This is a genomic window from Streptomyces sp. NPDC048349 (assembly GCF_040651925.1).
Taxonomy (GTDB): domain Bacteria; phylum Actinomycetota; class Actinomycetes; order Streptomycetales; family Streptomycetaceae; genus Streptomyces.
This window is the reverse complement of the sequence record NZ_JBEZLA010000039.1, coordinates 53108-71950: the sequence shown is the minus strand read 5'-3', so window position 1 is coordinate 71950 and position 18843 is coordinate 53108. Positions and strand designations below refer to the sequence as shown.

Below are 18843 nucleotides of genomic sequence, written 5' to 3'. Positions count from 1 at the left end.
AACGCTGCTTCAACCGGCTCAAGCAGAACAAGGCCCTCGCCACCCGCTACGACAAACGAGCCCGCCACTACCAAGCCCTGGTCACCCTCGCCTGCCTACGGCTCTGGCTTCCATGACTTTGCGGACACGCCGTAGCGCCCGATGACCGGGTAGTGGTCGGACAGGTTGGTGTACGTGTACGAGGTGCCCCAGCTGGAGACCGTCCAGGGCGCCGACTGCTCCTTCACCACGTTGTTCTCCCAGCCCGCCGGACGGGCGTTGCCCTTGCGGTACAGGACGTAGTCCAGGTCCTCGCGCGGGTCGGTCGGGTAGCGGTAGTTCGCTATCGAGTTCAGCGCGGTGTCGAAGGAGTACGGGTGGCCCGTGCGCGCGTCCGAGCCGGCCAGGTCGGCGTCGGCCAGCATGGCGGCGAGCTCCGGCGTGCGGGAGTCGACGTTCATGTCGCCCGCCACGATGACCTGTTCGTGCGCCGGGATGTTCTTCCCGTCCAGGAACGCGTCGATGGTGCGGAACTGGCGGGCGCGCATCTGCGCCGCCTCGCCCGCGCCGCAGCCGGGGTCGGTGGACTGCGCGTGGGTGCCGACGACGTGCACCCTGGCGCCGTTCACGTTCAGCACGGCGTAGGCGAAGCCCTTGTTGGACCACCAGTCGGCGCCGCAGGCGTCCTTGTAGACGACCTGCTCCTTGCGGACGATGGGCCACTTGCTCAGGATCGTGACGCCGCCGTCCTCCGGGGTGGTGGAGGAGTAGGCGCCGCCCGTGGCGTCCCAGCCGGTCTTGCTGCGGCCGACGACCGGGGTCTGGTACGGGTACTGGGCGGCCGAGTTGGCCTTCAGCGCGTCCGAAGCGGCGTTGTCGAAGGCCTCTTGGAGCACGACCACGTCGTGGCCCTGGTAGAAGGAGGTCTTGGGGATCTCGGCGGCCCGGTGGTCCTGGCCCCAGTTCGGGTACAGGTTCTTGCTCATCAGGAACACGTTGTACGAGAGGACGCTCAGCCGCGGGGCGGCGGACTCGGCGGACTCGGCGGCCGAGGCGGCCGGCGCCGTGGTGGCGGCCAGTGCGCCCGCGGCGACCGCGGCGACGGCAGTGGCGGCGGCCCGGTGGCGGCGGGCGGAGGTCTGCGACATGGGGGACTCCATCGTTCCTGCGGGAGAAGACCGGATCGGCTTCGCCATCCAAGCAGCCGCGGTTACCTCTGGGTAACACCCGTGCAGCGACTTTCTGTCCAGGCCACGACAACGCGGGGCCGCCCCGGGAAACGGAGGTTTTCGGTCCGGCCTGGACCGCAGGTCATACTGGACATACGGCGAGTTCGAGACCTGGGGGCACGGGCATGACCACGACGCAGGACCCGGCCGCGGGAACCGCAGGCAGGGCCGACCCGGAGCCGCCCCCGCCCGGCGGGGTGCTGTGGACCATCGCCGGTGACGTCCGGGCCCTGCTGATGCTGCCCGCCGCCTTCACGATGCAGGTCGCCCACCCCGCCATCGCGGCCGGAGTCGACCAGTACTCCGTCTTCCGCACCGACCCCTGGGGCCGCGGCGAGCGCTCGCTGCGCTCGGTCCAGCTGTGGGTGTACGGCGGGCAGGACGCCGCCGAGGAAGGCCGCCGGGTGCGCCGCCTGCACAAGGAGATCCGGGGCGTCGACACTCGCGGCCGGCGCTACCACTCGCTCGACCCGGCCTGCTACGCCTGGGTGCACGCGACCGGGTTCCCCGTCTACCTGTACGCCGGGCGCTACCTGCTGCGCCGCTTCACGCCCGCACAGGAGCGCCGGCTCTACCGGGAGTGGCTCCAGGTCGGCCGGATCCTGGGCCTCCACGACCGGGACATGCCGCAGACCATCGAGGAGTACTGGACGTACTGGGCCCGGATGCTGGCCGAGGAGATCGAGCCGACCGCGGTCGCCCGCGAGCTGGTCGCCACCGACGTCCCGCTGCCCCGCCCCACGGGCGGCGGGCCCGTGGTCCGGCTGCTGCTGCGGCTCACCTGGCCGGCGCTGCGGGTGGCCTTCCTGCGCTTCCGCGCCTTCGTCACCGTCGGGTACATGCCGCCCGAGGCGCGCGCGGCCATCGGGCTGGAGTGGAGCCCGGCCCAGGAGCGCAGGCTCCGCAGGTTCAGCGCGGCCGTACGGCTCCTCGTACCGGCGCTGCCGGAACGGCTGCGGTACCTGCCCATCGCGCGGGCGGCGCGCGCCCGGTGGCACGCCGCCGCCCGCTGACGGCGGTCAGTGCCCGTCGTGCCCCTCGTGCCGGTGGACCGTGTTCGTCTCCGCGATCTTCTTCCAGGACTTCGGCTCCGTCCTCTGCGCCGGAGCCGAGAAGGACCGGGCCGCGGGGCCCGCGTCCGCGTGGCCCAGGGCCGAGGCGTCCGGCTTGCCCGGGGTGTAGAGCCAGGTCTCGAACAGCTGGGCCAGCGGCTTGGCCGACAGCCTCTCCGCGTAGCGGACGAAGTCCCCGACCTTGGCGTTGCCGTAGGCCCGCTCGGCCGGCCAGCCCTTCAGGATCTCGAAGAACTTCTCGTCGCCGATCTCGTTGCGCAGCGCCTGCAGCGCGAGGGCGCCACGGTCGTAGACGGCTCCGTGGAACTGGTTCTCCGGACCCGGGTCACCCGGCTTGACCTGCCAGAACGGGTCCTCGGCCGGGCGGACGGAGTAGGCCCAGTCGGCCAGCTCCTGCGCGGTGCCCTCGCCCTCCTTCTCCGACCACAGCCACTGGCTGTAGCGGGCGAAGCCCTCGTTGACCCAGATGTCCTTCCAGCCGTCCACGGACACGCTGTCGCCGTACCACTGGTGGGCCAGCTCGTGCACGACCACCGAGACGTTGGCGCCGTTCTGGAACTGCCGCGGGCCGTAGAACGGGCGCGTCTGGGTCTCCAGGGCGAAGCCGGCGGTCACGTTCGGCACGTAGCCGCCCAGCGCGTTGAACGGGTACGGACCGAAGACCCCCTCCAGCCACTCGGCGACCTCGGCGGTCCGCTCCACGCTGGCCCGCGCCGCCCCCGCGTTGTCGCCCAGGTCCTTGCTGTAGGCGTTCAGGACCGGCAGACCGCTCGCCGTCTTGTCGGTGGTGACGTCGAACTTGCCGACCGCGAGGGTGGCCAGGTACGTGGCCTGCGGCTTGTTGGAACGCCAGTTGTACCGGGTCCAGCCCAGCCGCGAAGTCTGCGACTGGAGCACGCCGTTGCTGATCGCCTGCGTGCCGTCCGGGACGTTGACCGACACGTCGAAGGTGGCCTTGTCGAGCGGGTGGTCGTTGCTCGGGAACCACCAGACCGCCGAGTCGGGCTCCTGCGCCGCCACTGCGCCGTCGGGCGTGCGCTGCCAGGCCGTCCAGCCGTCCACCTTCACCTCGGAGGGCTTCCCGGCGTACTTGACGACGACGGTCAGCGGGGTGTTGCGGGCCAGCGGCTTCGCCGGGGTGACCTCGAGCTCGTGGGAGCCGGAGGTGGCGAACTTCGCCCTGACCCCGTTGACCCGGACCTCGCTGACCTGGAGGGCGAAGTCCAGGTTGAAGCGGGACAGGTCCTGCTTCGCGGTGGCCAGGAGGGTGGCGGTGCCTTCGAGCAGGTCCGTCTGCGGCTGGTACTTCAGGCGCAGGTCGTAGTGCGACACGTCGTATCCGCCGTTGCCGCTGGCCGGGTAGTAGGGATCGCCGATACCCGGGGCGCCCGGACCGGAACTCGCCGCCGATGCCGGGATCACCAGCAGGAGGGAGGCGGCGAGCACGCTCGGGGCGATGACTTTGCGGTGCACGAAGGGCTCCAAGTGGTAGAGGAGACAGATCGGTTCAAGCGCTTGTCGCTCGACCGTATTCACCCTTGATGCCCCACGTCATGTCCATGGCCCCTGCTGTCACACGATCGCCATTCGGCCGTCACAGGCGAGGAAAGGCCGAAACTGCGGGGTCGCTCCCGTACCCGGGGAGGGGGCCGGGCCCCGCTGGAGGGCACCGGCCTTCCGGACATACCAAGCAGTCGGTAACCTGCCGTCCATGACCCTTCCTCCGCTCGCCGCACGGCACTGCTGGCACACCGCGATCAACCCGCTGCACTCCACCGTCTACTTCTCGCCGGACACCGTGAAGGAGTTCGCGGGCCTGGGGATCACCGACCCGCTCGCCGTCAACCTCGCCCACCGCTCCGCCGCCATGGGCGCCGTCGGAGCGGGCACCGTGACCGCCACGTTCTACAACTACCGCCACGACCACATCGCCCGGCACCTGCCCGCCGTGTGGGACACCGCCACGCCCGAGCAGGTCCTCGCCGCCCGCCTGCGCGCCGCCGACGCGACCCTGCGCAGGCTCCTCGGGGACGAGGTCATCGAGTCGCCCGAACTCGCCGAGGCCGCCGACCTGGCGATACGCGCCACCGAGGGCTGCACCCGGCACGCCCGCACCCTCTACTCGGCCCACGCCGACCTCCCCGTACCCCAGGAGCCGCACCTGCGCCTGTGGCACGCGACCACCCTGCTGCGCGAACACCGCGGCGACGGCCACCTCGCCGCCCTGCTCATCGCCGGCCTGGACCCGCTCGAGGCCCTGGTCAGCCACACGGCCACCGGCAAGGGCATGACCCCGAAGTGGCTCAAGGCCATCCGCGGCTGGCAGCAGTCCGACCTGGACGCCGCCGCCGACCGGCTCCGCGCCCGCGGGATCCTCGACGCCGACGGCGAGCTCACCGAGCAGGGCCGGGCCGTACGCGAGAGCCTCGAGGCCGACACCGACCGCCTGGACGCGGCCCCGTACGAGCACCTCGGCGCCCAGGGCCTGGCCCGCCTCGCGGAACTCGGCGGCGGCTTCGTGATGCGGGCGATGAAGGCCGGAGCCTTCCCGGCCGACCTGCGCGGCAAGGCCTGACGGACCCGGCCCGCGGCACCGGGGGCGGCCTTACCGCGCCTCGTCACGGCCACCTGCCACAATTGGCAGCCTTCCAGTGCAAACGAAGGCAGGCGGGACCCGATCGTGACGATGTCCATCGAAGGCAGGATCGCCGAGGAGCTCGGCGTACGGGAGCGGCAGGTCAAGGCCGCCGTCGAGCTGCTCGACGGCGGCTCCACCGTGCCGTTCATCGCGCGCTACCGCAAGGAAGCGACCGAGATGCTCGACGACGCGCAGCTGCGCACGCTCGAGGAACGGCTGCGGTACCTGCGCGAGCTCGAGGACCGGCGCGCCGCGATCCTGGACTCCGTACGGGAGCAGGGCAAGCTCGACGCCGAGCTGGAGGCGCGGATCAACGCGGCCGGCACCAAGGCCCGGCTGGAGGACATCTACCTGCCCTTCAAGCCCAAGCGGCGCACCAAGGCGCAGATCGCCCGCGAGGCCGGCCTGGAGCCGCTCGCCGAGGGGCTGCTCGCCGACCCCTCCGTGGAACCGGCCGCCGCGGCCGCCGCGTTCGTCGACGCCGACAAGGGCGTCGCCGACGCGGCCGCGGCCCTGGAGGGCGCCCGCGCCATTCTCACCGAGCGGTTCGCCGAGGACGCCGACCTGATCGGCGAACTGCGCGAGCGCATGTGGGGCCGGGGCCGGCTCGCGGCGAAGGTCCGCGAGGGCAAGGAGGAGGCGGGCGCCAAGTTCGCCGACTACTTCGACTTCGCCGAGCCCTTCACCGCCCTCCCCTCGCACCGCGTCCTCGCGATGCTGCGCGGCGAGAAGGAGGAGGTCCTCGACCTCACGCTGGAGCCCGAGCCGCCGAGCGAGACCCCCGGCCCCTCCACGTACGAGGGCATGGTCGCCCGCCGCTTCGGCATCGCGCCGCCCTCGGAGCACGGCCGCCCCGGCGACAAGTGGCTGGCCGACACGGTCCGCTGGGCCTGGCGCACGAAGATCCAGGTGCACCTCGGCATCGACCTGAGGACGCGGCTGCGCGCGGCCGCCGAGGACGAGGCCGTACGGGTCTTCGCCGCGAACCTGCGCGACCTGCTGCTCGCCGCCCCGGCGGGCACGCGGGCGACGCTCGGCCTGGACCCGGGCTTCCGCACCGGGGTGAAGGTGGCCGTCGTGGACGCCACCGGCAAGGTCGTGGCCACCGACGTCATCTACCCGCACGTGCCCGCCAACAAGTGGGACGAGTCCCTCGCCACGCTCGCCCGCCTCGCGAAGGAGCACGCGGTCGAGCTGGTCGCCATCGGCAACGGCACGGCCTCCCGCGAGACCGACAAGCTCGCCGGGGAGCTCATCACCCGCCACCCCGAGCTGGAGCTCACCAAGGTGATGGTCTCGGAGGCGGGCGCCTCGGTGTACTCCGCCTCGGCCTTCGCCTCGCAGGAACTCCCCGGCATGGACGTGTCGCTGCGCGGCGCGGTCTCCATCGCCCGCCGCCTGCAGGACCCGCTCGCCGAACTGGTCAAGATCGACCCGAAGTCGATCGGCGTCGGCCAGTACCAGCACGACCTGTCCGAGGTGAAGCTCTCCCGCTCGCTCGACGCGGTGGTCGAGGACTGTGTGAACGGCGTCGGCGTCGACGTCAACACCGCCTCGGCGCCGCTGCTCTCGCGCGTGTCGGGCATCAGCGCCGGGCTCGCCGAGAACATCGTCGCCCACCGCGACGCCAACGGGCCCTTCCGCAGCCGCAAGGGACTCAAGGACGTGGCCCGGCTGGGCCCGAAGGCGTACGAGCAGTGCGCGGGCTTCCTGCGGATCCGCGGCGGGGACGACCCGCTGGACGCCTCCGCGGTGCACCCCGAGGCGTACCCGGTGGTGCGGGCCATGGGCAAGACGGCGGGCGGCGAGGTGGCGGCCCTGATCGGCAACACCTCCGTACTGCGCTCCCTGCGCCCCGACCAGTTCGTCACCGAGGCCTTCGGCCTGCCCACCGTCACCGACATCCTGCGCGAGCTGGAGAAGCCGGGCCGCGACCCGCGCCCCGCGTTCAAGACGGCCACCTTCAAGGAGGGCGTGGAGAAGATCGGCGACCTGGCCCCGGGGATGATCCTGGAGGGCGTGGTCACCAACGTGGCCGCCTTCGGTGCCTTCATCGACATCGGTGTGCACCAGGACGGGCTGGCGCACGTCTCGGCGCTGTCGAAGACCTTCGTCAAGGACCCGCGTGACGTGGTCAAGCCGGGCGACATCGTCCGCGTGAAGGTCATGGACGTGGACATCCCGCGCAAGCGGATCTCGCTGACCCTGCGGCTGGAGGACGAGGCCGGGGCGGAGCGCGGCGCCGGCACCCCGGGCCAGGAGCGGCGCAGCGGCGGCCGTCCGCCGCAGCAGCGCGGCGCGAGCGGCCAGGGCCAGCGCGCCCAGGGCCAGGGCCAGGGCCAGGGCCAGGGCCAGGGCGGTCAGCCGCAGGGCCGGCGCCAGGGCGGTCAGCCGCAGGGCCAGCGTCAGGGTGGTCAGGGCCGGCGCGGTCAGGGGCAGGGCCAGGGCGGCGGTGTCTCCGCTCCCGCGCCCGCCAACAGCGCGATGGCAGACGCCCTGCGCCGCGCCGGTCTCACCGGACCCGAGGAGCGCCGCAAGCGGTAGCCGCCGGCATGCAGCCACCCGGCGCGTGAGGATCGTGCGCGCGATGGCCGAATAGGTTCCCCACCAGGGGACCTGCCTTGCCAACTCGCGTACAAGATCTGTAGGCATGGTGGAACGCCCGTTCGTCACCCAGGCGGACGGGTTTCCGCGTTTCCCCTCAGGACCGCAATACCCCGAGGCCGCCTTCGAAGGCACAGGACGCCATGCCCATGCCAGCACACGCCTACCGACGCTGCCCGAGAAAGGGTCCGAAGAGGGATCACATGCCCTACCGGCAACTCAGCCTGCGCAAACGGTGCGAGAACATTCTCGGCCATCTGGATCTGACCCATCCGTTCTCGCTCGATGCGCTGTGCGGCCGCATAGCCGAGCAGCGCGGCCGGCCCATCGAGCTCCACCCGCTGCCCAAGGAGGCGGCGGAGTCGGGCGTGTGCGGACTGTGGGTCGGCACGGCCAGCGTCGACTACGTCTTCTACGAGGCGCAGACCACCCCGCTCCACCGGGAGCACATCGTGCTCCACGAGCTCGGCCACATCCTCTTCGGGCACCATTCGCTGGAGGGCGAAGAGGCCGACGGGCGCGCCCCGGTCGTGCTCGGCCGCACCAACTACACCACCCGCCAGGAGCAGGAGGCGGAGATGCTCGCCAGCATGATCCGCATCCGCACGGCGAACGCCGGCCCGGCCTCGGCGGTCCGCGCCCGGGGCACCCTGGCCCGGCTCGAGTCCGCCATGGGCTACGAGCGGGGGAACGATGGCAGCTGACCTGACCGCCTTCGGGAACTGGCTCGCCGTTCCCAGCGTGGTGTGCCTGTGGATCGCAGTCCTGCTCCGCGCCCCGGGCGCCCTGCGCTCGCCCCAGCAGCGCGGCCTGTGGCTGGCGGTGGCCACCGCCGCCGCCGCGATGACCCTGAACCTCCCCGACGTCGTCGCGTACGCGATGACCCGCGGAGCCGGGTACGCGCACACCATCGGGCTCGTCCGCAACTTCATCGGCGTCTTCTCCGCAGGCGCCGTCCTGTACTTCGTGGCCGCCGCCGCGGGCGGCAGCCGGCTCCGCTTCGTCTCGTGGACGGCCACGGTCGGCTGGCTCGCCGCCCTCGTCGCGCTGGACGCAGCGGCGCCCGCGCACGGCACCCACACCATGCCACCGGTCGGCGACCCGGTGCCCTCGCTCGCCTACTGGCTGGTGCTGATCTCCGCCCACGTGGTGGCCAACACCGTCTGCGTGGCGCTGTGCTGGCGCTACAGCCGCCGCACCGAGAGCCGGGGACTGGCCGCGGGGCTGCGGCTGTTCGGGCTCGGTACCGCGCTCGCCGGGCTGTTCTGGCTCGCGTACCTGCTCAAGGCCCTGTTCGGCAGCACCTGGGCGATGCCCGCCCTGCCGCTGCTGATGAACGTGCACGGCCTGCTGCGGGCCGCCGCGATCCTCGTCCCGACCCTGTTCACCTTCCGCCGGACCGCCGCCGACATCGCCACCGCCTGGCGGCTGTGGCCGCTGTGGCGCGACCTGGTCCAGGCCGTCCCGCACGTGGCCCTGAACAAGCCGCGGGCCGGGCGGATGGTGGAGCTGCTGTGGCCGCCGGTCCCGCGCAACCTGCTCGTGTACCGCAAGGTGATCGAGACGCGCGACGCGATCCTGATCCTGGGCGAGTACGTCGCCCCGGGCGCCCTGGAGGACGCCCGCGGCCGGGTCGCCGGGCGCGGGGTCCCCGAGCAGCGGCGCACCGCGGCCGCGCTGGCCTCCGTCCTGAAGGACGCGCGGCGGGCGAAGCTCGCCGGAATTCCCGGGCAGCCGGGCGAGCCGGCCGGGCTGGAGCTGCCGGCCGCCATCCAGACCTCGGCCGAGGGCGGTGACCTGGCCCAGGAGGCCCGGTTCCTGGTCGACGTCGCCCACGAGTACACCCGGGAAGGGGAGCCGTCGTGACCACCGTACTGATCACCGGGGCCAGCGCCGGACTGGGCGCGGCCTTCGCCCGGGGTTTCGCGGCCAAGGGCGCCGACCTGGTCCTCGTGGCCCGCGACAAGGAGCGGCTGGAGGCCGTCGCGCGGGAACTCGGCCGGGAGTTCGGCACGGCGGTCGAGGTGCTCCCCGCCGACCTGCTGGACGCGCGGGAGTGCCAGGCGGTCGCCGAACGCCTCGCAGACCGCGTGCGGCCCGTGGACATCCTGGTGAACAACGCGGGCTTCGGGCTTCCCGCGCCCTTCCCGTACAGCCCGGTCGAGGACGAGGAGCGGATGCTCGACCTGCTGGTCAAGGTCCCGCTCCGGCTCACCCACGCCGTACTGCCGGGCCTGCGCGAACGGCGCAGGGGCGCGGTGGTCAACGTGTCCTCGGTGGCCGGACTCCTGCCGACCGGCACGTACGGAGCCGCCAAGGCGTGGCTCACCGCGTTCAGCGAGTCGCTCAGGGTGGACATGGCGCCGTACGGGGTCCGGGTGCTGGCGGTGGTACCGGGCTTCACCCGCACCGAGTTCCAGGAGCGCGCCGGGATGGACGTCAGCGCCCTGCGCGATGCGGTCTGGCTGGAACCGCGGGCCGTGGTCGACCGGGCCCTGAAGGACCTCGCCCTGTGCCGCCCGCTCAGCATCACCGGGCGCCGCTACCGGGTGTACGCCCTGGCGGCCCGCCACCTCCCGCGCACGTTCGTGGCCCGCAGGATGGCGCGCACGCGCCGGGCCCCGGCGGACCGGCCGGACGGGGGCTGACGGCGCCCGGACAACGCAATGCGCGGCCCGGTGACGGGTCCGCGCAGGGCGTGCCGTGCTGGCAGGGATCAGTGGCAGGGATCAGTGACCGTGTCCGTGTCCGTGGCCGTGTCCGCGGCCGTGTCCTCCATAGCCGTTGTCGTCGTCATCGTCGTCCCAGCCGCCGTAATGACCGTAGCCGTGGTGGCCGTAGTCGTCATCGTCGTCGCAGCCGCCGCCGGTGACGTAGCTGACGGGTTGGGCCGGGGCTGCCGCCGAGGCGGTGCCCGCCGTACCGAGCGCGGCCCCGCCGGCCATCAGCAGACCGGCGGCGGAGGCCGCGAAGAGGCGCTTCGCTCTCTGTGCATGCATGGGATTGCCTTTCCTCCACCCTCTCGCACGTCTCCGAAAGGCAGGAGAGGGCGGAACCGCGGCCGCAGCGGACGTGCGCGGCGCGGATCGGAGACGGGCCGCGGGATGTGCGGAGGCATACACGCGTCAGAGGTTCCACCCCGGTCGACGCGGGATTCGGGCCATGATGGCCGTGCTCCGCGGTGCGGCTCTCTCCCACACACGCTAGTCGCCCGCGAGCCGGTCGGCATCTCGAGACCGCGCGGCGCGCGGCTGCACCCGGTGCCACCAACTGCCCACTCTGCGTGGGCTAAACCTCGGTGACCCGGCCGTCGTCGACGCGCAGGCGGCGGGTCACCGCGACGGCGTCCAGCATGCGGCGGTCGTGGGTGACCAGGAGCAGCGTGCCCTCGTACGCCTCCAGCGCGGACTCCAGCTGCTCGATCGCCGGGAGGTCCAGGTGGTTGGTGGGCTCGTCCAGGACCAGCAGGTTGACCCCGCGGCCCTGCAGCAGGGCCAGCGCGGCGCGGGTGCGCTCGCCCGGGGAGAGGGTGGCGGCCGGGCGCAGGACGTGGGCCGCCTTGAGGCCGAACTTGGCCAGCAGGGTGCGCACTTCGGACGGCTCGGTGTCCGGGACGGCCGCGCAGAACGCCTCCAGCAGCGGTTCACCGCCGAGGAACAGGCCGCGGGCCTGGTCCACCTCGCCGATCAGGACCCCGGAGCCGAGGGTGGCGGAGCCGGAGTCCGGGGCCAGCCGACCCAGCAGCACGGCCAGCAGCGTGGACTTGCCCGCGCCGTTGGCCCCGGTGATCGCCACCCGGTCCGCCCAGTCGATCTGCAGGCTGGCCGGGCCGAAGGCGAAGTCCCCGCGCTTGACCGCCGCTTCGCGCAGCGTGGCGACCACCGCTCCGGAGCGCGGGGCCGCCGCGATCTCCATGCGCAGATCCCACTCCTTGCGCGGCTCTTCGACGACCTCCAGCCGTTCGATCGCCCGCTGCGTCTGGCGGGCCTTGGCGGCCTGCTTCTCGCTGGACTCGCCGCGCAGGTTCTTGCCGATCTTGTCGTTGTCGCTCGCCTTGCGGCGCGCGTTGCGCACGCCCTTGTCCATCCAGTTGCGCTGCATCTGGGCCCGGCCCTCGAGCGCCGACTTCTTGCCCGCGTACTCCTCGAACTCCTCGCGGGCGTGGCTGCGGGCGCGCTCCCGCTCCTCGAGGTAGGACTGGTACCCGCCGCCGTAGAGGTTGATCTGCTGCTGCGCCAGGTCGAGTTCAAGCACCTTGGTGACGGTACGGGTCAGGAACTCGCGGTCGTGGCTGATCACGACCGTCCCCGCGCGCAGCCCCTTGACGAACTGCTCCAGCCGCTCCAGACCGTCCAGGTCGAGGTCGTTGGTGGGCTCGTCCAGCAGGAAGACGTCGTACCGGGAGAGCAGCAGCGAGGCCAGGCCCGCGCGGGCCGCCTGGCCGCCGGACAGCGCCGTCATGGGCAGGTCCAGGCCCACGGTGAGGCCGAGCTCGGCGGCCACCTCCTCCGCCCGCTCGTCGAGATCGGCGCCGCCGAGGTTCAGCCACTGGTCCAGCGCCGTCACGTACGCGTCGTCCGCGCCCGGGGTCCCGTCCACCAGGCCCTGCGTCGCCGCGTCCAGCTCCGCCTGCGCGGCGGCCACTCCCGTACGCCGCGCCAGGAACTCCCGCACCGACTCGGCGGGCCGGCGCTCCGGCTCCTGCGGCAGGTGGCCGACGGCGGCGCCGGGCGGGGAGAGCCGCAGCTCACCGGTCTCGGGGGTGTCCAGCCCGGCGAGCAGGCGCAGCAGGGTGGACTTCCCGGCGCCGTTCACGCCGACGAGGCCGATGACGTCGCCGGGCGCGACGACGAGGTCGAGATCGGCGAACAGCGTGCGCTCACCGTGGGCGGCGGTGAGCTTCTTGGCGACGAGGGTTGCAGTCATGATGGGCCGATCCTATCCGGGCAGGTGCGGGCCCCCGGCGATGGCCGGATAGGTGGGGGGCCCGTCATTGCGGCCATGGGGTGCGGCGTCACACCATGAGGCCATGTCGTTGCGAAACGTGCTCGTCGTCCTCTACGACGGGGTGCAGAGCCTGGACGTGACCGGGCCGGTGGAGGTCTTCGCGGCCGCGGCCCGGTTCCCGGGGCGGCCCGCGTACGAGATCCGTACGGTCTCCCCGGGCGGCGGGCCGGTCCGGACGAGCAGCGGGCTCACCCTGGTCCCGGACGGGGACCTGGACCGGGCCCGGCCGGGCCGGGGGACCACGCTGCTCGTACCCGGCGGCCGCTACACGGCCGACTTCGAGCCGCGGATCACCGACTGGCTGCGCGCCCACGGGGGTGGCGCGGGGCGGTTGGTGTCCGTGTGCACGGGAGGGCTGCTGCTGGCCGAGGCGGGGCTGCTCGACGGGCGGCGGGCGACGACGCACTGGTACGTGTGCGACCGGATGGCGCGGGACTACCCGGACGTGGTGGTGGAGCCCGACCCGATCTACGTACGGGACGGGCCGGTCGCCACCTCGGCCGGGGTCACGGCCGGGATCGACCTCGCGCTCGCGCTGGTGGAGGAGGACCACGGGCGGGACGTGGCGCTGACGATCGCCCGGCACCTGGTGGTGTTCCTGCGCCGACCGGGCAACCAGGCGCAGTTCAGCGCGCAGCTGGCGGCGCAGACGGCGCGCCGGGAGCCCCTGCGGGACGTCCAGCAGTGGATCACGGAGCATCCGGGCGCCGACCTGAGCATCGAGGCGCTCGCCGCCCGGGCCCGGCTCTCGCCGCGCCACTTCGCCCGGGCCTTCCAGGCGGAGACGGGGGTCACGCCCGGGCGGTACGTCGAGCGGGTGCGGGTGGAGCACGCGCGGCGGCTGCTGGAGGAAAGCCGGGAAGGCATAGCCCAGATCTCGCGCGCCTGCGGCTACGGCACGCCGGAGGCCCTGCGCCGGGCCTTCGTCAAGGCCCTGGGCCAGCCCCCGGCCGAATACCGCCGCCGCTTCGGCTCCTGACCACCCCCGCGGCGGCCGTGACCAGCGTCACCGATGCGGTGACGCCGCCGCGGCCTGATCCCGTCGTCGCGGCTTTGACCACCGCCATCGCGGCCGCGTGACGCCCACTGTCCCGGCCCTGACCGCCCCCGCGAGGACCAGCGGCGCGCGGCCGGCGGGCGGCCTGATCGCCGCCGTCGGGCGCGCCCGCCGCCCGACGGGGAGCCGGGCCCGCTCGCCCCTGACCGCCGCCACGCGGCCCCGGCCCCCACCGCCGCGGGTCCGGGCCGCCGCGAGGCCCCGTACAGACCTGCCGCCCCCGCCCGGGGACCCGGCACCGCCTGACCGCTCCGGAGGAGCCATGCAGATCGCCGTACTGCTCTACGACCGCTTCACCGCCCTCGACGCCATCGGGCCCTTCGACACGCTCGGCCGGCTCCAGGGCGCCGAGACGGTGTTCGTGTCCGAGCACCCCGGCCCCGTGCGGACCGACAACGGGTCGCTCGCGCTCGTCGCCGACAAGGCCCTCCACGAGGTGACCCGGCCCGACATCGTCCTCGTGCCCGGTGGACCGCACCCCGAGCTGGAGATGGAGAACCCCGCCGTCCTGCAGTGGCTGCGGGACGTCGACGCCACGACCACCTGGACGGCCTCGGTGTGCACCGGCTCCCTGCTGCTCGCCGCTGCCGGGCTGCTCGACGGGCGGCGGGCCGCCGGCCACTGGCTGTACCTGGACCGGCTGCCGCAGTTCGGCGCCGAGCCCACCGGCGAGCGGGTGGTCTTCGACGGGAAGTACGTCACCGCGGCGGGCGTCTCCGCCGGCATCGACATGGGCCTCACCCTGCTCGGCAGGATCGCCGGTGACGAGTTCGCCCAGACCGTCCAGCTGATGACCGAGTACGACCCCCAGCCGCCCTACGACGCCGGTTCCCCGGCCAAGGCCCCGGCCGAGCTCGTCGCGCGGCTGCGCGCGGTCAATCCGCTGTAGGCCAGCGGAAGACGGGCGGGCGGCGCTCCAGGAACGCGGCGACACCCTCCGCGGTGTCGCCGCTCCCAGCCGCCTGCGCCGCCCAGTGCGCGTCGCGGTCCGTCCGCCCGTCCGCGAACTCCTTGGCCGCCGCCTGGGTGAGCTGCGACCGCGAGACCAGGACGCGGGCGAACTCGGCCACCCGCTTGTCCAGTTGGCCCGCAGGCAGCAGCTCGTCAACGAAGCCGGTGCGCAGCGCCCGGTCCGCGTCGATCAACTCCGCCGAGAAGAGCAGGTACTTGGCCGCGGCCGGGCCGACCAGCCGGGCCAGCCGCCTGGTGGAGGAGGCGGGGTAGACGATGCCGAGCTTCGCCGGGGTCACCCCGAACGAGGCCCCCTCCTCCGCGAACCGCAGATCGCAGGCCGCCGCGAGCTGGCTCCCGCCGCCCACGCAGTACCCGCGGATGGCCGCCAGCGTCGGCTTGGGGAAGGCGGCCAGCGCCTCCTCGGCGGCCACGGCGAGTGCCTGCGGGTCCTCGTCCCCCTCCCCGGTCAGGGAGGAGATGTCCGCGCCCGCGCAGAAGGTCGCTCCCGCCCCGGTCAGGACGAGCACCCGTACGGCCGGGTCGGCCGCCAGCTCCGGCAGCAGGGCCGGCAGGGCCCGCCACATCGCGGCCGTCATGGCGTTGCGCTTGGCGGGGTGCGAGATGACGACGGTGGCGACTCCGTCGGCGACCGTGGGGAGGAGGGCTGCGTCCCGGGCTGCGTCCATGCGCCGGATGCTATCCCGGGGCGTCAATCCTATGATCAAGGGGAGTCCGTCCGGGGGGTGCGAGGAGGTGGCACGTCCATGGGCGCAGACCGTACCGAGGGCAGGAACCGGGAGCCGCAGCGGGAGAAGAAGCAGCTCAGCCGCAGCTTCGGGGTGCTGGCCGCCCTCGGGGTGGTGCTCGTGCTGGCCGGTCTGGTCGGTCTCGTCTACACCGGTGTGGCCACGCTGACCTCGATGTTCCTCTTCGGCTGGCTGCTGCTGATCGGCGGTCTGGTGGGACTGCTGCATGCGGTCCAGTCCCGCAAGAGCAGCTACTTCTGGCTCGCCGTCATCGTCGCCGCCGTGAACTTGGCCGCCGGTTTCGTCATCCTGCGCCGGCCCGAGGCGAGCGCCGAGGCGCTGACCATGTTCGCCGCGCTGCTCTTCCTCACCGGCGGGGTGTTCCGGCTCGCCGGAGCCCTCGTGGTGCGCGGGGCGAACTTCGGGGTGGCGCTCGTGCAGGGCGCCTTCGGGGTCCTGCTGGGCGTCCTGATCCTGTCGAGCTGGCCCGGCAACAGCCGCTACGTGATCGGAACCTTCTTCTCCCTCGCCCTCCTGTTCGACGGGCTGAGCCTGGTGGCCGTGGGCCTGGGGGCCCGCCGCATCCTGGGGTTGGTCAGCGACGACGCGGCGCAGCCGCGGGCCGTCGCTGACGAACGGGCCGGCGAGGCGGCCGAGAAGCGTCCCGCGGAAGATCAGGAACAGTCGAACAACTGACTCTGTCATACGCCATTGGTCAGAAAGTGTGCGATTGGCGCTGACTTGTGGTCAGCGGCGCGGGGCGGATCGGGCTGTTCCCCACTCTTGACGCGTGGAGACGATCGAGCGCCGCGAAGACGGGGGACGGAAGATGGATGTCAGCGGGAATGTCCCGCCAGCCCGGGAGGCGGAGCCAGAGGCTCCGGCCGACCCCCTCGCGTACGAGGGGGTGTGGAGGTTCACGGCTCCCGCAGTAGAAGAATCCGTTCCCCAGGCGCGCCGTGCGGTCCGGGACCTGCTCGGCCGCCAGGGGGTGGCGACCCGGCAGGACCTCGTGTACTCCCTGCTGCTGATCGTCTCCGAGCTCGTGACGAACTCGGTCCGGCACGCCGCCCTGCTCTCCCCGGAGGTCGCCGTCGAGGTCGCGATCGGCCGCGAGTGGGTACGGGTGGCCGTCGAGGACAACCACCCGTACCGCCCCAAGGCGCTGGAGGCCGATTTCGGCCAGACCGGCGGCCGGGGACTCCTCCTGGTACGGGAGATCACCCGGGAGTCCGGCGGGGTCTGCGACGTCGAGCACACCTCGACGGGCGGCAAGGTCATCTGGGCGGCCCTGCCGCTCACCGCCCCGGCCGCCGCCGCGACCCCCGTCGTGTGAACCGGGTACAGGTGCGGGCTACCAGCCCGCGGCAGCACCGGTCAGCTCGCGGATCGCGGGCCGCGCCGCGTCCAGCACGGTCATGAACCAGGCCGAGAACGGTGCTTCGGCGTGCCGCTTCGCCAGCTCCTCGGCGGTGACGAAGGCGGTGTCCCCGACCTCCTCCGGATCCGGCCGCAGGGCCGCCTGCGCCAGTCCCACGAAAAGGTGGTTGAACTCCTGCTCCACCAGACCCGACGCCGGGTCCGGGTGGTTGTAGCGGACCGTCCCCGCCTCCGCGAGCAGCGAGGGCGACAGCCCCAGCTCCTCGTGGGTCCGCCGGGCCGCCGCCGCGAACGGCGACTCCCCGGGGTAGGGGTGGCCGCAGCAGGTGTTCGACCAGACGCCGGGGGAGTGGTACTTCCCGAGGGCCCGCTGCTGGAGCAGCAGACGGCCCTGCTCGTCGAAGAGGAACACGGAGAACGCCCGGTGCAACTGCCCGGGTGCCTGATGAGCGGAGAGCTTCTCCGCCGTGCCGATGGTGTTGCCGGACTCGTCGACCAGTTCGAGCATGATCGGTTCTCGAGTGCCGGTGCCGGTGGTCGCGCTGTTCGCGGCGGTGGCTGGTGGTGTCGGCATACCCATCCTTCGCTTCGGACTCCGGCCTTCAGTCTGCCGTACAAAAGAGGCTTGTCCCCACTTCGGAGATCCGCGCATGTCTGCCCCCCGTCGCGTGATAAGCGACAGGGGGCAGATCACTTCCGGTCCCGCGCCCGGCGGTGTCAGACCCCGAACGGCCCCGGATACCGGATGGTGCCCGCGGGCACCGGAACGGAATCGTCCAGTACCAGCGCCATCAGGGCCTCGTCCGGAACCTCGAAGGGCGCCCGGATCCCGAAGTGCGAGGCCGGCACGAAACCGAAGCGCGCGTAGTACTCCGGATGGCCCAGCACGAGGACCAGGCGCTCCCCGCGCTCCTTGGCCGCCGCGAGGACGGCCCGCACCACCGAGCTGCCGGCGCCCGAGCGCTGGAACGCCGGATCGGCGGCCACCGGGGCGAGCGCGAGCGCCCGTACCCCGTCCACCTCGCACACGGTGAGCAGCGCGTGCGCCGCCACCGACCCGTCCGGTGCCTCGGCCACGTACGACAGGCCGGGCAGCCAGGAGGCGTCCGCGCGCAGCGCGTCCACCAGATCGGCCTCCAGCGGGGTGTCGAACGCCGCCAGGTTGACGGCCCGCACGGCGGCCGCGTCGGCCGGGGTCTCCGGCCGGGCCGGCCAGGCACCCCCGCCGTCCCCGGCGGTCACCGGGCGCAGGACGTAGCCCGTGTACCCGTACTCGTGCCCGTGCCGGGCCCGTACCCCGAGCTCCTCCCGGGTGGCGGCCAGCGCGGCCGCCGTCGCCGCGTCCCCGGCGCCCGGGTGGCCCTCGACCCGCTCGGCGAGCGGGCCGTAGTACTCGGCCCAGTCCGAGTCAGGCAGGTGGTACACGCCCAGCACCCGGTACCCGGCGGCCTGGGCGGCCGCGAGGTTGCCGGCGGTGGAGCGCAGCGGGCACTCCTCGTCCCAGAAGGCGCGGGCGCCCGCGGACGGCTCCTCGACGGTCCACTGGCACTCGGTCAGCACGAGGGTGCCGCCGGGTGCGAGCAGCCGCTTCCACCGCGCGAGCGCGGTGTCGAAGCCGATGGTGTAGGCGGAGCCCTCCGCCCAGACCAGGTCGAAGGAGCCGTCCTCGAACTCTGCCGGGGGCAGGGCGCCCATGTCCGCCCGGACGGTGCGGACCCGGCCGGCGAGCCCGCGGGCGCCGGCGGCCGTGCGGAGCTCCTCGAGGAACGGCGCGTGGAGGTCGACGGCGGTCACCTCGGCGCCGTGTGCGCCGGCCTCGGCGGCGAGCAGCAGGGCGCTGCGGCCAGGACCGCAGCCCAGGTCGAGGGCGCGCGGCCGCTCGGGCAGGGGCCCGCACAGCGACAGCAGGTGCCGGGTGCTCGCGTCGGAACCGGGAGCCTGCCGGGGCAGGCCGTGGTGCAGGGTGAAGAAGGCCTGCGTGAAGCTGTTGAACGTGTGATCGGTCACTGTGAACCCTTGAACGGGGACACCGGCCGACGGGGCCGCTCAGCGCCGCTCAGCGCCGTTCAGCGTGGCGAACGTGCGGAACGCGTGATCAGGCCCGGCCGGATGTCCGGAGGAAAGGGGGGATGCACCGGAGTTCGCTGCGCATGGCCGCGACCACTGCGACGGTCAT

The 18843-nt window shown here is 73.1% G+C and carries 17 protein-coding genes and 1 pseudogene; 11 read left to right on the top strand and 7 right to left on the bottom strand.

The features are described 5' to 3' along the window. A pseudogene (locus AB0D44_RS21745) lies at positions 1-116 on the top strand (IS5/IS1182 family transposase); the annotation flags it as partial. Here the strand turns inward: AB0D44_RS21745 and sph are convergent. Next, complete coding sequence (gene sph / locus AB0D44_RS21740) at positions 96-1127, bottom strand: sphingomyelin phosphodiesterase (protein ID WP_362593431.1); 1032 nt, start codon at positions 1125-1127, stop codon at positions 96-98. The pseudogene AB0D44_RS21745 and the gene sph overlap by 21 nt on opposite strands. Before the next feature lie 206 nt (positions 1128-1333). Between sph and AB0D44_RS21735 the strand changes: the two genes are divergently transcribed. Beyond that, complete coding sequence (locus tag AB0D44_RS21735; protein ID WP_362593428.1) at positions 1334-2221, top strand: oxygenase MpaB family protein; 888 nt, start codon at positions 1334-1336, stop codon at positions 2219-2221. A 6-nt stretch (positions 2222-2227) separates the two neighbouring features. On the opposite strand, the gene AB0D44_RS21730 is transcribed toward AB0D44_RS21735, so the two are convergent. Next, positions 2228-3754: a M1 family metallopeptidase gene (locus AB0D44_RS21730; protein WP_362593425.1), complete on the bottom strand. Its 1527-nt coding sequence runs from the start codon at positions 3752-3754 to the stop codon at positions 2228-2230. Between the two features lie 238 nt (positions 3755-3992). Here AB0D44_RS21730 and AB0D44_RS21725 point away from each other — a divergent pair, with 238 nt between their 5' ends. The 5 genes from AB0D44_RS21725 (at position 3993) to AB0D44_RS21705 (ending at position 10171) form a co-directional block, all read left to right on the top strand. Then, positions 3993-4856 carry a hypothetical protein gene (locus AB0D44_RS21725; RefSeq protein ID WP_362593423.1) on the top strand — a complete coding sequence of 288 codons (864 nt, stop codon included), beginning with the start codon at positions 3993-3995 and terminating at the stop codon, positions 4854-4856. Positions 4857-4961: 105 nt separating this feature from the next. Then, complete coding sequence (locus AB0D44_RS21720; RefSeq protein WP_362593420.1) at positions 4962-7463, top strand: Tex family protein; 2502 nt, start codon at positions 4962-4964, stop codon at positions 7461-7463. Positions 7464-7726: 263 nt separating this feature from the next. Continuing rightward, a complete protein-coding gene (locus AB0D44_RS21715) occupies positions 7727-8227 on the top strand; it encodes a hypothetical protein (protein ID WP_362593417.1) in 501 nt (166 codons plus the stop codon). Further along, positions 8217-9389 carry an MAB_1171c family putative transporter gene (locus AB0D44_RS21710; protein ID WP_362593415.1) on the top strand — a complete coding sequence of 391 codons (1173 nt, stop codon included), beginning with the start codon at positions 8217-8219 and terminating at the stop codon, positions 9387-9389. The genes AB0D44_RS21715 and AB0D44_RS21710 overlap by 11 nt, the downstream gene beginning before the upstream one ends. Further along, complete coding sequence (locus AB0D44_RS21705) at positions 9386-10171, top strand: SDR family oxidoreductase (RefSeq protein WP_362593412.1); 786 nt, start codon at positions 9386-9388, stop codon at positions 10169-10171. Before AB0D44_RS21710 ends, AB0D44_RS21705 begins: the two co-directional genes overlap by 4 nt. 81 nt (positions 10172-10252) lie before the next feature. On the opposite strand, the gene AB0D44_RS21700 is transcribed toward AB0D44_RS21705, so the two are convergent. Together AB0D44_RS21700 and AB0D44_RS21695 are read right to left on the bottom strand one after the other, a co-directional pair. Further along, the gene (locus tag AB0D44_RS21700; RefSeq protein WP_362593409.1) at positions 10253-10522 is read right to left on the bottom strand and encodes a hypothetical protein; all 270 of its coding nucleotides are present in this window, start codon (positions 10520-10522) and stop codon (positions 10253-10255) included. 289 nt (positions 10523-10811) lie between these two features. After that, the gene (locus AB0D44_RS21695; RefSeq protein ID WP_362593406.1) at positions 10812-12449 is read right to left on the bottom strand and encodes an ABC-F family ATP-binding cassette domain-containing protein; all 1638 of its coding nucleotides are present in this window, start codon (positions 12447-12449) and stop codon (positions 10812-10814) included. A 103-nt stretch (positions 12450-12552) separates the two neighbouring features. On the opposite strand from AB0D44_RS21695, the gene AB0D44_RS21690 reads away from it, so the two are divergent. After that, positions 12553-13509 carry a GlxA family transcriptional regulator gene (locus AB0D44_RS21690; protein ID WP_362593403.1) on the top strand — a complete coding sequence of 319 codons (957 nt, stop codon included), beginning with the start codon at positions 12553-12555 and terminating at the stop codon, positions 13507-13509. A gap of 340 nt (positions 13510-13849) precedes the next feature. Further along, positions 13850-14476 carry a DJ-1/PfpI family protein gene (locus AB0D44_RS21685; protein ID WP_362593400.1) on the top strand — a complete coding sequence of 209 codons (627 nt, stop codon included), beginning with the start codon at positions 13850-13852 and terminating at the stop codon, positions 14474-14476. Here the strand turns inward: AB0D44_RS21685 and AB0D44_RS21680 are convergent. Continuing rightward, positions 14463-15227, bottom strand: coding sequence for an enoyl-CoA hydratase/isomerase family protein (locus AB0D44_RS21680; RefSeq protein ID WP_362593397.1), 765 nt, complete (start codon positions 15225-15227; stop codon positions 14463-14465). The genes AB0D44_RS21685 and AB0D44_RS21680 overlap by 14 nt on opposite strands. Positions 15228-15305: 78 nt before the next feature. On the opposite strand from AB0D44_RS21680, the gene AB0D44_RS21675 reads away from it, so the two are divergent. Next, complete coding sequence (locus AB0D44_RS21675; protein ID WP_362593394.1) at positions 15306-15983, top strand: DUF308 domain-containing protein; 678 nt, start codon at positions 15306-15308, stop codon at positions 15981-15983. A 133-nt stretch (positions 15984-16116) separates the two neighbouring features. Then, positions 16117-16623, top strand: coding sequence for an ATP-binding protein (locus AB0D44_RS21670; protein ID WP_362593442.1), 507 nt, complete (start codon positions 16117-16119; stop codon positions 16621-16623). An 18-nt stretch (positions 16624-16641) separates the two neighbouring features. On the opposite strand, the gene idi is transcribed toward AB0D44_RS21670, so the two are convergent. Together idi and AB0D44_RS21660 are read right to left on the bottom strand one after the other, a co-directional pair. Next, complete coding sequence (idi, locus tag AB0D44_RS21665) at positions 16642-17241, bottom strand: isopentenyl-diphosphate Delta-isomerase (RefSeq protein WP_362593391.1); 600 nt, start codon at positions 17239-17241, stop codon at positions 16642-16644. A gap of 143 nt (positions 17242-17384) precedes the next feature. Beyond that, the gene (locus AB0D44_RS21660; RefSeq protein WP_362593388.1) at positions 17385-18674 is read right to left on the bottom strand and encodes a bifunctional class I SAM-dependent methyltransferase/N-acetyltransferase; all 1290 of its coding nucleotides are present in this window, start codon (positions 18672-18674) and stop codon (positions 17385-17387) included. Positions 18675-18843 lie beyond the last annotated feature (169 nt).

Coding starts and splice junctions, on each gene's coding strand:
- sph (WP_362593431.1), bottom strand. CDS start 1,127: ATGTCGCAGACCTCCGCCCGCCGCCACCGGGCCGCCGCCACTGCCGTC.
- AB0D44_RS21735 (WP_362593428.1), top strand. CDS start 1,334: ATGACCACGACGCAGGACCCGGCCGCGGGAACCGCAGGCAGGGCCGAC.
- AB0D44_RS21725 (WP_362593423.1), top strand. CDS start 3,993: ATGACCCTTCCTCCGCTCGCCGCACGGCACTGCTGGCACACCGCGATC.
- AB0D44_RS21715 (WP_362593417.1), top strand. CDS start 7,727: ATGCCCTACCGGCAACTCAGCCTGCGCAAACGGTGCGAGAACATTCTC.
- AB0D44_RS21710 (WP_362593415.1), top strand. CDS start 8,217: ATGGCAGCTGACCTGACCGCCTTCGGGAACTGGCTCGCCGTTCCCAGC.
- AB0D44_RS21700 (WP_362593409.1), bottom strand. CDS start 10,522: ATGCATGCACAGAGAGCGAAGCGCCTCTTCGCGGCCTCCGCCGCCGGT.
- AB0D44_RS21695 (WP_362593406.1), bottom strand. CDS start 12,449: ATGACTGCAACCCTCGTCGCCAAGAAGCTCACCGCCGCCCACGGTGAG.
- AB0D44_RS21690 (WP_362593403.1), top strand. CDS start 12,553: ATGTCGTTGCGAAACGTGCTCGTCGTCCTCTACGACGGGGTGCAGAGC.
- AB0D44_RS21685 (WP_362593400.1), top strand. CDS start 13,850: ATGCAGATCGCCGTACTGCTCTACGACCGCTTCACCGCCCTCGACGCC.
- AB0D44_RS21680 (WP_362593397.1), bottom strand. CDS start 15,227: ATGGACGCAGCCCGGGACGCAGCCCTCCTCCCCACGGTCGCCGACGGA.
- AB0D44_RS21675 (WP_362593394.1), top strand. CDS start 15,306: ATGGGCGCAGACCGTACCGAGGGCAGGAACCGGGAGCCGCAGCGGGAG.
- AB0D44_RS21670 (WP_362593442.1), top strand. CDS start 16,117: ATGGATGTCAGCGGGAATGTCCCGCCAGCCCGGGAGGCGGAGCCAGAG.
- idi (WP_362593391.1), bottom strand. CDS start 17,241: ATGCCGACACCACCAGCCACCGCCGCGAACAGCGCGACCACCGGCACC.